Raw genomic sequence first — 13,595 nt, 5'->3', positions numbered from 1 at the left:
ATGCGTGGTAGCCTCTTGACTGCCCCACAGGCGCCGCTGATACTCGGGGCAGGACGACACGCGTTCGCTCGGAGGGCGATGATGATCTGGAGGTCGCTCAAGCTCGCGGTGCTCGCATCGTTGGTGGCGCTCACGGGTGCATCGTGCGGTCCTCGCAAGCCCGCGCGGCAGCCGAACGTCGTGCTCATCGTGATCGACAGCCTGCGGGCCGATCATCTGGCCTACTACGGCTATGATGTGGACACGACGCCGTTCCTCTCGACGGTCATCCCGCGCGGCGTGGCCTTCAGGCGCGTGCACTCGACGTCCTCGTGGGCCGCGCCGGCCGCGGCATCGCTCGTGACCTCCCTCTACCCGGCGCAGCACGGTGTGCACTCGGGCGTCCTGGCCACTCGGACGCTTCAGGACATCGACCCGCGTGTGACGCTGAACCGCCTGCCCGCCGGCGTGGGCACGATGGCCGAGGCGCTCAGGGGGGCCGGCTACAGCACGTGGGGTGTGTCCGACGACGTCGACGTGAGTCCCGATCTCGGGTTCGACCGGGGCTTCGACAGGTTTGAGCATCGCACGGAGATCGGCGCGTCGGTCGTGAACGCCATCGTCCGGGGATGGGCGGGGGAGATCCGCGGGGCGGCGCCGTACTTCCTCTACATCCACTACTCGGACCCGCGACGCCCGTACGTCACGCGCGCCCCGTGGTACACGCCGCGACGGCGCGAGCGCGAGGACGCGATGGCGGCGTACGATTCCGAGATCAGCTACGTGGACGACCACGTGCGCGCGCTCTACGAGCTGCTCGGCTGGGACCGCGACACGTGGCTCATCGTGATGTCGGTGCACGGCGAGGAGTTCCGCGACCACGGCGACTGGTATCACGGCCGCACGCTTCACGGCGAGGTGCTGAGCGTCCCGCTGATCTTCGCGTCCGCCGCAGGCGACCTCAAGCCGAGGCGGGTTGAGGAACCGATCTCCATCGTCGACGTCCTCCCCACGGTCAGGGAGATCGCCGGCCTCGCGCCCGACCCCGCAGACATGGGCCTGAGTCTCATGCCCGTGATCAGGGGAGACGCCTCGCCATCGCTCGACCGCGTCGTGTTCGCCGAGCTCCGGAGCCCGCCGTGGTACGGCGGCAGGGAGATCAAGGCGGCCATGCGGGGGCACCTGAAGTACGTCCTGACGCTTCCGGACAGGGAGGAGCTCTTCAACATAGCGGCCGATCCGGGTGAGTCGAGGGACCTGGCGTGGAACCGTCCGGACCTCCGGGCGGAGTTACGCGGCGAGATCGAGCGCCTCGAGGCCGAGGCGCCCAGGTACGCGGACGAACCGCTGCGTGTTGTCATCGACCCCCGCACGGTCGAGAGGCTCCGCTCCGCCGTGTACGCCAACTAGCCCGCCGGAGCGTGACCCCGCGATGGAGAAGGCCCGCGTCGTCGCCGACGCGGGCCTCTCTTGTGCGTGGACCGGGTGCTCCGGCACCACACTGCCGAGCTACCGCCTACCGGAACATCGCCTTGATGCTCCCCCAGGACTCGCCCTGGACCGGAGACGTGCAGTCGCCGCACTGCTGAGTCGTCGCGCCGATGTTGTAGTAACTCCACGGGGGATTGCCCACGTTGTTGATCTTGAGGCACGGGGAGTTCGAGCAGAGCCGGAAGTCGTCGTCGTAGAGGTTGCAGAACCGCGGGTCGACGAAGCGGTTGCGCGTTCCGGGGAGCGCGTCGCCTCCCTCGTTCCCGTAGCTGAAGGTCAGGTCCACGGTCGCCGGGGCGCCCCACTGCCTGTGCACGGCCTCTCCAAGGACGTTGAACGCGATGATGGATGTCTTGAGGACAGGCTGGAACTGGTCGTCGCCTCCGGCGACAAAGACGCCCGCGCCGTACTGGGCCGTGTTGCGAGCCATGGTGCAGTTGTCGATGGACAGCGTCGGGGATGGCGCCGTCAGGACGTAGACGGCACCTCCCTGGGACGCGGTGTTGTGCGCGAAGGTCGAGTACGCGCAGGACGACCACGAGTAGGCGTTGACGAACAGGCCGCCGCCCCTTGTCGCCGTGTTGCCGACGAAGCGGCAGTAGTTCACGATGGATGCGTCCGGGATGTCGCGCTCCGGGGGCGGCTGCGCGTCCAGGGTGCTGATGTAGATCCCCCCGCCGTCCTGCGCGGAGTTCCCGGTGAAGGCGCACTCGTAGATCCTCGCGGAGGATCCCGTCTTGAGCGAGATGGCGCCCCCGTTGATGCCGGCGAGGTTGTTGACGAACGCGCACTGGGAGACGTACGGCGTTGCGAGGTAGCTGTAGATCGCACCGCCATAGTCGTAGGCCCAGTTGTCCTCGAAGCGGCAGAGCGTGATCTGCGGCGAGGAATCGGCTCTCACGTGGATGGCGCCACCCTCCGTGCCCACGTTGTCCTCGAAGACGCAGTCCTCGATGATCGGACTGGCGTTGTAGATGCGCGCGCCGGGCCCCTCGGCGGCGGCCCCGCGGCGGACGGTGAAGCCCCTAAGGACCGTGTCCCAGTCCTCGCCAAGGTGGATGTTGAACCCGCGCCCCTGATGCTGGCAGTCGATGATGGTGCTGGCCCGGCCGCTCCTCGATCTCACCGTGATGGCCTTCCCGCCCGTGTCGAGATCGCGGTTGAGCGGTCCCGTGTAGGTCCCCGAGACGACCTCGACGGTGTCGCCGGGCGCCGCGGCATCGATGGCCTCCTGGATCGTCGTGTGGTCGCCGCCTCCGGACCAGTCGACGACAAGCGTCGCGGAGGGCGCTGGGGAGGGGAGAGCGGTCAGAGCCATGAGGCAGAGCGCGGGGGGGACGTACAGCAGGGATCTCATGGTCTTCTCCTGGCGGGGCGGCGAGTCCAGAACCAGTCTATGTCGGGCGGCCCGCGTTCGCAACACAAATGGACCCGCGCCGCGCTGCGCGGGTTGCGGGTCTCGACGCCGCCCGCGCCTCGTGCTAGCGTCTCGTCATGCCGCAGGAACCGCATGCATTCAGGCTGCGCTGCAGGAGTCTCCTCACCAGGTCGGGGATTCCGTCGGTCGACTACGCCGTGAACCCCTACTTCGGCTGTACGCACGGGTGCGCCTACTGCTACGCCACCTTCATGCTGAAGTTCCGGGACGCTCCAGGTCCTTGGGGTAGCTTCGTCGGTGTGAAGGAGAACGCCGCCTTCGTCCTCGCACGGGAGCTCGCGCGGCGGAAGCCCGGGCGCATCCTGTTCGGGACCGTCTGCGACGCATACCAGCCGGCGGAGGCCGGGCACCGAGTGACCAGGGAGTGCCTCCGCGCCCTCATCGGCGCGCGGGGCTTTGGTGTGGGCATTCTCACGAAGTCCGACCTCGTCGTGCGCGATGTTGACGTCCTCGCGGAGCTCGGTCAGGTCCGCGTGGGGTTCTCGATGACGACGCTCGACGACGACCTGGCGCGGCTTGTCGAGCCGGGCGCACCTCCGCCTCGGAGCCGACTCGAGGCGATGCGCGAGCTGGCACGCGCGGGCGTCGCCGTCTGGGGCTTCATCGCGCCGGTGCTGCCGACGTTCTCCGACTCGGAGGAGACGCTCCGCGCCCTCATGGTCGCGCTGCGCGACGCGGGCGCCGACCGGGTGCTCGTTGACACGCTGAACCCATACCCACAGGTCAGACACCGGCTCTGGCCGATCATCGCGCGGCACTACCCCGACCGGGCGGCCGCGTATGAGATGTACCGCGCGGATCGGGCCGCCTATGCTTCGGCGCTTGCGCTCACGGCAGCGAATGCCGCACAATCCGCGGGCGTTGTCGTCGAGATGTGCTTCTGACCTCAAGGCGGCGGGACCTTCAGGCGCGCGGCGCGAGATGCCACGGAATACGGCCGCCGCCGCCGGGTAGTACACGCACGACCTGGTTCTCGGAGCGACCCGATGGTGAGTGACGCAGACCTCTCCGAGCTGGCGCGGCGGGGCGACATGCGGGCCTTCGAAGCCCTCGTCGAGCTCTACAAGGAGAGGGCGTACATGGCGGCGCTGGGCTTCGTCGGCAATCCGGAGGACGCGCTCGACCTCTCGCAGGAGGCTTTCGTCAGGGCCTTCAGGGCCATGAGGAGATTCCGAGAGGGGGCGCCGTTCTACCCCTGGTTCTACGCGATCCTCCGGAACGCCTGCTTCAATCACCTGCGCAGGCTGCGCACGCACGGAGAGGTCTCCCTCGATGCCGCTCAGGAGTTCGGCTTCGATGCGGCGGACCAGGCCGACGGGCCCGGGCGCCTCACGGAGCGCTCGGACGCAAGGGCGTACGTACGGGAGGAGCTCGGGAAGCTCGACCCCGCGCACCGCGAGATCCTCCTCCTCAGGCACTTCGAGGGGCTGTCGTACCGCGAGATCGCGGACGTTCTCAGCTGCCCCATCGGTACGGTCATGTCGCGCCTCTACGCGGCCCGGCGCGCGCTCAGGAAGAGAATGGTCGCGAGGTTCGGCGATGAGTGTGCGCAGTGGTTGGAGAGCGGCGCGAGCGCGGGGACGGGAGAGGAGAGATGAGTTGTGAGCGCTTCAGAGACCTGATGATGGCACGCCTGGATGGCGAGATCACGCCGTCCGATCAGAGGGACCTCGACTCCCACCTGGCGGCGTGCCAGAGCTGCAGGCGCGAGTTCAGCGAGCTCGGGAAGGTCACGGACCTCGTTCAGGATCTGCGACTTCCCAAGCCGTCGGAGGATGCCATGGCGAACTACTGGCCGAGCGTCTACGCGCGCATCGAGCGAGGCCTGGGGTGGTGGCTCCTGATCGTGGGAGCCGGCGTGTGGATCGGGTACGGGGTCTTCGCATTCCTGACGAACCCGATGATGGAGGCGCTCACGAAGCTCCTCGTGGCGCTCCCCATCGTCGGCGTGCTCACGCTTCTCGTCAGCGCCATCCGTGAGCGCTGTCACGTCAGCAGGACGGAGCGGTACGGGAGGGTCGAGAGGTGATCCTGACGACGACGGATGAGATCCCCGGAAGGCGAGTCGTGAGGACCCTGGGTCTCGTCAAGGGCAACACGATACGATCGCGGCACGTGGGGCGCGACCTGATGGCCGTTCTGCGGGGTCTGGTCGGCGGCGAGATCGGGGAGTACACGAAGATGATGGCCGAGGCCCGGGAGCAGGCGCTCGATCGGCTCGTCGCCGACGCTGAGGCGGCAGGAGGCAACGCCGTCGTGGGCGTGCGGTTCACGACGACGAGCATGATGCAGGGCGCGGCGGAGCTTCTGGCCTACGGGACGGCCGTCATCGTCGAGAGCGCGTGAGACAACGAGACCGAGCGGCCGGTCAGAAACGGCTTGACAGAAGTGGCCGCCCTGGCTAGATTCGCGGTCGTAGGCGTAGCCATGTCGATGCAGGGCGGTGTCGGCAGCTCTCGGAGGGACCTGGCAAGCGCGGGTCCCTCCGTTGCTTGAGGGTGCTGCCTGGCAGGCTGGCAAGCCGAGCCGCGCGAGCGGTGCGGCGCGCCGAGGCGGATGAGGAGTCCGCCCTTGGGAAGGTGCCGCAGGGGCGAAGGTCGCGCCCGGCGGCTGAACACCAGCAGGGAGTTGTGCGATGCGTACGACGGGTCGAGTGAAGTGGTTCAACGACACCAAGGGCTTCGGCTTCATCACGCCGGACGACGGTCAGAAGGACTGCTTCGTCCATTACTCGGCGATCAAGTCCGAGGGTTTCCGCAGCCTCACGGAAGGCGACAAGGTCGAGTTCGACATCGTCCAGGCCGACAAGGGGCCGGCCGCTGAGAACGTGACCAGACTCGCGGAGTAGCCTCGGAAGGTCCTCCGTTGAGAACGCGACGGCCGTCCCGAAGGGGACGGCCGTCGTTCGTTCACTCCCGGCGATGCGGGCGGTCTAACGCGCCTGCTGCTCCGCCGCCTTCTTGAGCTTCTCGTTGGCCATGATGGCGACCTCGACGCGGCGGTTGGCCTGCTTACCGGCCGCGGTCGAGTTGTCGGCGATCGGCTGGGACTCGCCGTAGCCCATGATGGTCATCCGACCGCTCATGACGCCGTTCTGCGCGAGGTAGGACTGCACGGAACGGGCCCTGCGCTCGGACAGCTGGAGGTTGTAGTCCTCCGCGCCGTCGGAGTCCGTGTGGCCCTCGATGAGGATGTTGGTGTCCTCGTACTTGATGAGGATCGCCGCGAGCTTCGCCAGGTTCGCCTGCGCGTCGGGCCGCAGGTCGTGCTTCGCGACGTCGAACATGATGCCGGAGGCGAAGGTGATCTTGATGCCCTCGCCGACGCGCTCGACCTTCGCTCCCTCAAGGTCCTGCCGGAGTTCGGCCGCCTGCTTGTCCATGTAGTTGCCGATGACAGCGCCGGCCGCGCCGCCCACGACCGCGCCGAGGATGGCGCCCACGGCGGTGTTGCCGGCCTTGTCGCCGATGATGCCGCCGATGACGGCGCCCGTCGCGCCGCCGATCACGAGCCCCTTGTCCCGTGCCGTCATGGACGCGCAGCCGAACGACCCCGCCACGAGCGCCGCCAGCACAAGCACGCACACGAGCCTTCGCATGGTTCGCCTCCTTGCGCCTGTCACCTGATGTCCCCTAGCGCGCGACGATGACCTTCGACCGGCACTGCCCTTGAGGGAACAGCGCGCTCACGAAGTAGACGCCGGACGGGACTCTTCGTCCATCGGAGTCCATTCCGTCCCACGAGACCGTCTCGTGCCCCGCGGGCGTCTCGCCCCGGGCCACGACCCTCACGATGCGCCCCGCGGCGTCGTGCACGGCGACGACGTACTCCGTGCTCCCGCCTGCCGCGTGCGCGCCGACCGAGAAGCGGATGGAGACGCTGCCGTGCGAGGGGTTCGGGTAGGCCCAGAGACCGCCCGCCTGCCCCGCTACGGCTATGGCCTGGACAGGCGCGCTTGGAGCGCTCCTGTTGCCGGACCCGTCCACGGCGGCGACGGTGTACTCGTACAGAAGCCCCGGGATCGCGGCGTCGTCGATGCAGCTCGTCTGGTGCGCGGGCGGCCTTGCGATCTCCGCGTACTCCGCCGCGCCCTCGGCCCTCCGGCTCACGACGTACTGGTAGAGGTCCTGCTCCGTGTTCGCCTCCCACCCGAGGGTGATGCCGCCGACCCTCGACAGCACCGCGAGGCCGTGCGGCGTCGCCGGGGGCATGAGGTCGCCGACCTGCGCTGTCGTGAAGGACATGTCGTCCGACACCGCCTCGGGGCCGGTGGCCGCCGCCGAACGAACGCGGAAGTGATACGTCGTCGCCTCGGCGAGCCCGGTGAGCATGACGCTGTGGTTCCGAACGCGGTCCGGCCGAAACTCCGTGGTCCCGTACTGGGCTGTCGCTCCGTACTCGACCGTCGAGGACGCGGGTCTGTTCGTTCGCCACGATATCAGAGCGTACGTAGGTCCCACGTCGACCGCCGCGATGCTCCAGAGGACGAGCGCGCCGGCTCCCTCGGGCAGCGTCGAGAACACGGCGTCGGGGGACTCCGCCTCCTGTGAGTACGCGTCCGTGCTCAGGGCCCGGAAGTGGTACTCGGTGTTCGGTGTCAGGCCCTCCAGGATGACGGCGTGGTCGTAGCTGAGCTCAAGGTCCTCGGGCGTCGCAGAGCCGTACGATGCGGTCGTTCCATACTCCACCTGCGACGTTGCCGGGTTGTTCGTCCGCCACTCGACGACCACCGCCGTGTCGGTCGTGTCGGAGACCGAGACGTCGAAGACGGCCAGCGGCAGCGGCGCGGTGGCCACCGTCGAGTCGTCGGACAGGGCCACGGCGCCGGTCTCGTCCTCGCTTCGGGCGCGGAAGTGATACGTCGTGCCGGGCGCGAGCCCCGTGACCGCGACGCTGTGGGTCAGCGACATCTCGGGCGCGGGCGGCGTGCTCGCGCCGTAGGAGCCGTCGGTCCCGTACTCCACGAGTCCGTTCGCCGGCCTCGTCGTCGTCCAGTTGACGGTGAACTGCGTGTCACCCACGCCGGCGACGGTCAGGTTCTCGATCTCCAGGGGCCGCGCGAGCGTCGTGAAGACCGCGTCGCTCGTCGTGGCCGTCGTCCCTCCCGCGGTCGTCGAGAGGATGCGGAAGTGATACAGCGTCTCCTCCTCCAGATCGGGGAGCACGACGCTGTGGGTCACGCGGAGGGCTCCGTCGGTGACCGCCGCTCCGTACGCGGGCGTCGTGCCGTACTCCACGCGCGAGCTCGAGGGCAGGTTCGTCAGCCAGTTCACCCGGGCGCTGTTCCAGCCGACGGCGCCGACCGACGGGATGTAGATGACGAGGGCCTCCGGGAGTCCGGGGGCGTGCGTCACGAAGACGCCGTCGGGCGAGATGACCTGCTGTCCGTGCGCGTCTGTGGAGCGGACCCGGAAGTGGTATGTCGCGTCGGGCGTGAGGCCATCCAGCACGACCACATGGTCCGTCACGAGGTCCGTCGACACATCCGTCGCTTCGCCGTAATCCCCCGTGGGTCCGTACTCGACCTGCGACGTCGCGGGGGTCGTCGTGCTCCACGCGACCGTCGCCGTCGTCGAGTTCGTGTCCACCACGGCGACCTGAAGAAGCAGAAGCTCGGGGGGCAGCGTCATCGCCGTGCGGTCGCCTGAGTTCACCGCCCTTCCGAACTCGTCGGTGCTCCATGCCCTGAAGTGGTACAGCGTGTAGGGCTCGAGCCCATCGAGCACCACTGCATGCTCGAGCGCCAAGGTCGGGTCGTGCGCGGACCATTCCCCGTACTGCTCGTCGGTGCCGTACTCGATCCGCGCGTCGCACGGGCGCGTGGTCCTCCACGTCACGAGGAGGCCCGTGGGAGACACCGTCTCGACGGCGAGGCCCGCGATGCGGGGCCTCGCCGCGAGCGTCGTGAGCGTGCGGCCATCGGCCGTCGTGGAGTGGCCGAAGGCGTCCGTCGAGACCGCGCGGTAGTGGTAGGTCGTCTCGGGAGAGAGGTCCTGCACCGTGATCGCGTGCGTCCGCGTGTAGCGCTGCGAGAGCGGGGTGGCCTGGCCGTACAGGGGCGTGGTGCCGTACTCCACGAGGGAGACGGCCGGTCGGTCGGTCTGCCACGCGATCACGGCGAACGTGTCGTCGACGACGGACGCGTGGCACCCCGTGATCTGCGGGGGTGCCGGCACCCTGATACTGACGACGCTCGGCTCACCGTGCAGCTCGTGGTCGATCGTGAACCACACGATGCCCAGTTCATCCGACACGACGGGCTCGTCGGAGAGGAGGGAGTCGTCGCAGGTCACCTCGAAGCCGGTCCTCGGCAGCATTCCGATGAGGACGTGCGAGCTCTCAGAGGGGCCGGTCGAGCTCTCGGTAGCCGAGGCGTGCGCAGCCCACACGCAGCACAACATCGCCAGAATCAGGCTGGCGACAGCGCGATGTGCGTGACGGGTCGGAGACCCCGGCATCTTCCTCCTTGAAAGCGTCCGGCGCATCCGCGTGCCCCGGTGCGAGCTGTCCGGACAGACTAGGCGCGAGACAGCCGCTTGTCAAGCTGAACGAACGTTGCCATCAATCAGTCACAGATTGTGGCAATCAAGAAAGAGCGGTGGAAGAAGCCACGCGCCGCGCGTCCACCTGCCCGGATGCCAGAACCGGGCCAAGTGCAGCGCGGCTGTCCCAGGAACGGCGAAGCGCGGACGGAGGCGGACATGACAGGCCGGCTCGCGCGGCTCGCTCACCGCTCCACGCCGCTCGTGAGGCCCTCGACGATCCTCTGCTGGAACAGGGCGACGAGCGCGAGGACGGGGAGCACGCTCACGACCGTCGCGGCGGCGATGGTCGCCCACGGCAGTTCGTGCAGGCCCGCGAAGAGCGCAAGGGCGACAGGCACGGTCCTCGACTGGGGAGTCGAGGTCATGATGAGCGCGAAGAGGAACTCGTTCCACGCGAAGATGAAGATGAGGATCGCCGCCGTGAGAAGCCCCGGGGCGGAGAGCGGCAGGATGATCCTGAAGAACGCGCGCGTCATGGTGCACCCGTCCACCAGCGCGGCGTCCTCGAGGCTCCTCGGCAGCGTGCTGAAGAAGTGCGTCAGGATCCAGACCGCCAGCGGCAGCGACAGGAGCGTGTACGGCAGGACCAGCGCCGGGTACCTGTTGATGAGGTGGAGCCTGGCCATGCCCACGTAGAGAGGCCCGATCATCCCGATCGCCGGGAAGATGGCGATGCCGAGGAAGAGGGCCATGATGGCGCTCTTCCTTCTCACCGTGAGCCGCGCGAGCGCGTACGCCGCCGGCGACCCGATCGCGAGCGTAAGAAGCGTCGTGAGCGACGCGACGACGAGGCTGTTCAGGACGTTCCTCGGGAACTGGCTCACGGCGAAGACCGCCGTGAAGTTGGAGAGCGCCGGCGGGTTCGGGTAGTAGTCGAGCGGCGTCTTGTAGAGCGCCTGCGGCGTTGAGAGGCTGACCGTCGCGATCCAGTAGAACGGGACGAGCGCGGCCACCGCGAGGCCGACCCTCGCCGCCCACATCCAAGCCCCCCGTCGCGTGCGCGCCGTCACGCCGGACCTCCGTCGATCACCTTGGCTCCGAGGCGACCTTCATGGACCGTATGAGCAGAAGGCTCAGCGCGAAGACGATGAAGAAGAGGGAGACCGTCATCGCCGAGCCGTAGCCGAGCTCCGAGTAACGGAACAGCGTCCTGTAGATGGCGACGGAGACCGTCTCGGTCCCGGACGCCCCTCCGGTCAGCACCCAGATGAGGTCGAAGATCCTGAACGCGTCCATGGCCCTGAAGAGCACGGCGATCGCGATGAACGGCTTGAGGAGCGGGAGCGTGATGCCGGTGAAGCTCCGCCACCTCCCGGCGCCGTCCAGGTTCGCCGCCTCGTAGTACTCGCGAGGTATCGACTTGAGGCCCGCCAGGAGGATGATCGCCACGAACGGCGTGGTCTTCCAGACGTCCGCCACGATGACCGACACCATCGCGAGCCCCGGGCCGAGCCAGACGATGGGTTCCCCCATGAGCCCGAGACGCCCGAGCACCGAGTTCACGAGGCCGATGCGGTCGTTCAGAAGCAGCGACCACATCGTCGCCGCGACGACCGTCGGCAGCGCCCACGGGAGGATGGTCGACGCCGTCACGGCCGTCCTGCCGCGCCGCATGCCGTGAAGAAGGAGCGCGGCCGCGAGGCCCAGCGCGAGCTCGAGCGACACCGACACGCCGGTGAACCAGGTCGTCTGCCAGAGGTCACGCCAGAAGACGGCGTCGCGGACCAGGGCCGCGTAGTTGCCCAGGCCCACGAACGCTCTCTCTTCGGCGAACTTGAGGTTGTAGCGCCAGAGGGAGAGGACGAACTGGCTGAGCACCGGGAAGGCGCCGACCACGACCACGAACGCCAGCGACGGCGCGAGAAGCCACGCAGCGAGTCGAGTGTCGCCTCTGCCGCTCATGGGCGCACCGCTCCGTGAGGTTGTCTCAGTCGGCGAGGACGGCCGACAGCCGGCTCACGATCGCGGCCGCCGCGTCGGCCGGCGGGATCTCGCCCGAGAGAGCCTTGTGGACGTTCTCCTGGATCACGTCGGACGCGCGCGGGTACTCGGGGGACTGCGGGCGGTTCCGCGCGTTCCTGAAGACCTCGAAGAAGCTCGCGAAGTGAGGATTGGCCTCGAGCACGTCGGGATCCTGGTACGTGGACTTGCGCGTGGGCAGATACGCTCCCTTGACCGCGCGAAGAGCGAGCGCCCGCTCGCCGGTGATGAACTTCAGGAACTCGAGCGCCTGCTCGGGATGGCGGCTGTGGGCCGAGAGAGCGACGTTCCAGCCTCCGATCGTCGAGTAGCTCACGAGCCCCGGAGCGTGGGGGAGAGGCGCGATGCCGACAAGGCCCTTGACCTTCGACTCGGGGCCCTCCGCCATGCTCCAGGCGTACGGCCAGTTCCGCAGGAAGACCGCCTGCCCCTCGGTGAACACGCGCCGCGAGTCCTCCTCCTTGTAGGTGAGGACGCTCGCCGGCGACACCCCTTCGATTGTGAGGCTCACCATGAGTCGGATGGCGCGCTCGATCTCATCCCGCACCTCCGATGGCGCGGAGGCGAGCCGCTCCGGGTCGAGCGAGCCGCCGGTGCCCCACAGAACCTCGAGGAAGTTGCAGACCAGCCCCTCGTAGCGGGCGCCCTGCCAGACGAACCCGTCCATCCCCCTGCGCCCGGCGAGCCGGCGGCCGGCAGCCCTGAGATCGTCCCAGGTCTCGGGAACCGCCAGCCCGGCGTTCGCGAGGAGGTCCTTGCGGTAGTAGAGCACGCCGGCGTCGGTGAACCACGGCACGGCGTACAGCTCGCCGCGGTACATGACCGAGCCGATCGGCCCGTCGAGGAAGTCCGCCGGATCGATGAACCCTTGCGGCAGCGGTCTTATCCACCCGGCCCTGGCGAACTCGGAGGTCCAGATGACGTCGAGGCTGTAGAGGTCGATCCCCTTCTCGCCGGCCGAAAGGTAGGTGACGTAGGCATCGTGCTGCTGGTCGGTGCTCGCCGGCATCGCCTGGAAGCGCACCTCGACATCGGGATGGGCCCCGTTGTATTCCGCGATGAGGGCTTCCGTTGCGCCCGAAGGGTCGTTGCCGGCCGCGAACGTGATGACCGTCTTCCCGGTGCCCTTGTTCGAGCACGATGTCAAGAACAGCGCCGCAGCGGCCAAGGCCGCGCACACGACGAGCCTTCTCACGGGGCGCCTCCTTGTCCAGGTGAGTCGCGAGGTCCTCCGTACGCCGCGCCATGCTATCCACATCGCGACGGGGTGTCAATGTGCGGCGCCGTCCGCTCGTCCGCCGGCCGGCGCAGCGCCACCGAGTGACACCCGCTCCCCGTCAACGGCCCCTGACTTGTGCGAGAACGTGCTTGACAGTGTGGCAGCTCCTTCGTACAGTGACCGTGGCATTCCCCGGGATGAGACTGGTCGGAGGAGCATGCGGCGGCAGCCGCGGAGGGACGGCATCATGAGGCACATCGCGCTCTGGGCAGCTGCGCTCGCGCTTCTCTTCGCGACCACGGCACAGGCGACCATCTTCCTCTACGAGGGATTCGAGGGCTCGGCTCCGGGGTGGCAGAGGATCGGCCAGGTGAACGGGCAGTGGCACTCGCTCTGGCACAAGGAAACCCACCGCTCGCACACCGGCAGCCGCAGCGCCGCATACAACACGGGCTCGCCGAACTACAACTACGATGTGGGCACAAGCTGGGGCATGCTGGCGTCGCCGTGGATCAACCTGTCGACGGCGAGCAACGTGTACGTGGACTTCTGGTCCTGGCTGGAGACGGAGAACGCGCCGCTGGAGTACGACGTGGCGTTCTTCATGGTCAAGGTGCCGGGCTTCGCATGGGGCATCGTTCCGCCCGACATCCAGACCTTCCCGCAGGGGCAGTGGAACCACCTCATGGCAGATCTCTCCACTCTGGCAGGGCTCCCAGCCGTGAGGATCGGCTTCCTGTTCCACAGCGTTGACGGGGAGTTCAACGACTACGAAGGGTGGTACATCGACGACGTCCGCGTGAGCGACGGCGTGACGCCGCCGGTCCCAGAGCCCTCGACGCTGCTGCTGCTCGGAACGGGTCTCCTGGGCGCCGGCGCGGTCCTGCGCAGGCGTGTGCGGGGCTAGCCGGTTCTCGGCACGGGTCTCATGGAGGCGGGGGCG

At 68.3% G+C, this 13,595-nt stretch carries 13 protein-coding genes; 7 read left to right on the top strand and 6 right to left on the bottom strand.

Annotated elements, in window-relative coordinates:
- Nucleotides 1-81 precede the first annotated feature (81 nt).
- Nucleotides 82-1,389 carry a sulfatase-like hydrolase/transferase gene (locus tag FJY74_06540; protein MBM3307963.1) on the top strand — a complete coding sequence of 436 codons (1,308 nt, stop codon included), beginning with the start codon at nucleotides 82-84 and terminating at the stop codon, nucleotides 1,387-1,389.
- A 106-nt stretch (nucleotides 1,390-1,495) separates the two neighbouring features.
- Here FJY74_06540 and FJY74_06535 read toward each other — a convergent pair whose 3' ends face one another.
- Nucleotides 1,496-2,827: a right-handed parallel beta-helix repeat-containing protein gene (locus FJY74_06535; protein ID MBM3307962.1), complete on the bottom strand. Its 1,332-nt coding sequence runs from the start codon at nucleotides 2,825-2,827 to the stop codon at nucleotides 1,496-1,498.
- A 137-nt stretch (nucleotides 2,828-2,964) separates the two neighbouring features.
- On the opposite strand from FJY74_06535, the gene FJY74_06530 reads away from it, so the two are divergent.
- The 5 genes from FJY74_06530 (at nucleotide 2,965) to FJY74_06510 (ending at nucleotide 5,756) form a co-directional block, all read left to right on the top strand.
- Nucleotides 2,965-3,792, top strand: coding sequence for a radical SAM protein (locus FJY74_06530; protein ID MBM3307961.1), 828 nt, complete (start codon nucleotides 2,965-2,967; stop codon nucleotides 3,790-3,792).
- A 102-nt stretch (nucleotides 3,793-3,894) separates the two neighbouring features.
- Nucleotides 3,895-4,506 carry a sigma-70 family RNA polymerase sigma factor gene (locus tag FJY74_06525; protein MBM3307960.1) on the top strand — a complete coding sequence of 204 codons (612 nt, stop codon included), beginning with the start codon at nucleotides 3,895-3,897 and terminating at the stop codon, nucleotides 4,504-4,506.
- The gene (locus FJY74_06520) at nucleotides 4,503-4,937 is read left to right on the top strand and encodes a zf-HC2 domain-containing protein (protein MBM3307959.1); all 435 of its coding nucleotides are present in this window, start codon (nucleotides 4,503-4,505) and stop codon (nucleotides 4,935-4,937) included. Before FJY74_06525 ends, FJY74_06520 begins: the two co-directional genes overlap by 4 nt.
- On the top strand, nucleotides 4,934-5,254 hold the full coding sequence (locus FJY74_06515) for a YbjQ family protein (GenBank protein MBM3307958.1): 321 nt from the start codon (nucleotides 4,934-4,936) through the stop codon (nucleotides 5,252-5,254). Before FJY74_06520 ends, FJY74_06515 begins: the two co-directional genes overlap by 4 nt.
- A 289-nt stretch (nucleotides 5,255-5,543) precedes the next feature.
- A complete protein-coding gene (locus FJY74_06510) occupies nucleotides 5,544-5,756 on the top strand; it encodes a cold-shock protein (protein ID MBM3307957.1) in 213 nt (70 codons plus the stop codon).
- Between the two features lie 84 nt (nucleotides 5,757-5,840).
- Here the strand turns inward: FJY74_06510 and FJY74_06505 are convergent, their stop codons facing one another.
- From FJY74_06505 to FJY74_06485, 5 genes are all read right to left on the bottom strand, one after another.
- Entirely contained in the window at nucleotides 5,841-6,506 is a 666-nt protein-coding gene (locus FJY74_06505) for an OmpA family protein (GenBank protein MBM3307956.1), read from the bottom strand.
- A gap of 34 nt (nucleotides 6,507-6,540) precedes the next feature.
- On the bottom strand, nucleotides 6,541-9,225 hold the full coding sequence (locus tag FJY74_06500; GenBank protein MBM3307955.1) for a fibronectin type III domain-containing protein: 2,685 nt from the start codon (nucleotides 9,223-9,225) through the stop codon (nucleotides 6,541-6,543).
- Between the two features lie 410 nt (nucleotides 9,226-9,635).
- Nucleotides 9,636-10,433 carry a carbohydrate ABC transporter permease gene (locus tag FJY74_06495; GenBank protein MBM3307954.1) on the bottom strand — a complete coding sequence of 266 codons (798 nt, stop codon included), beginning with the start codon at nucleotides 10,431-10,433 and terminating at the stop codon, nucleotides 9,636-9,638.
- Nucleotides 10,434-10,479: 46 nt separating this feature from the next.
- Nucleotides 10,480-11,355 (bottom strand): sugar ABC transporter permease, encoded by an 876-nt coding sequence (locus tag FJY74_06490; protein MBM3307953.1) that lies wholly within the window; start codon nucleotides 11,353-11,355, stop codon nucleotides 10,480-10,482.
- A gap of 25 nt (nucleotides 11,356-11,380) precedes the next feature.
- The gene (locus FJY74_06485; protein MBM3307952.1) at nucleotides 11,381-12,628 is read right to left on the bottom strand and encodes an ABC transporter substrate-binding protein; all 1,248 of its coding nucleotides are present in this window, start codon (nucleotides 12,626-12,628) and stop codon (nucleotides 11,381-11,383) included.
- Between the two features lie 517 nt (nucleotides 12,629-13,145).
- Here FJY74_06485 and FJY74_06480 point away from each other — a divergent pair.
- Entirely contained in the window at nucleotides 13,146-13,559 is a 414-nt protein-coding gene (locus tag FJY74_06480; protein MBM3307951.1) for a PEP-CTERM sorting domain-containing protein, read from the top strand.
- Nucleotides 13,560-13,595 lie beyond the last annotated feature (36 nt).

Source organism: Candidatus Effluviviaceae Genus I sp. (genome assembly GCA_016867725.1).
Taxonomy (GTDB): domain Bacteria; phylum Joyebacterota; class Joyebacteria; order Joyebacterales; family Joyebacteraceae; genus VGIX01.
The sequence above is the reverse complement of the archived record's forward strand: the minus strand, read 5'-3'. Positions and strand labels throughout refer to the sequence as shown.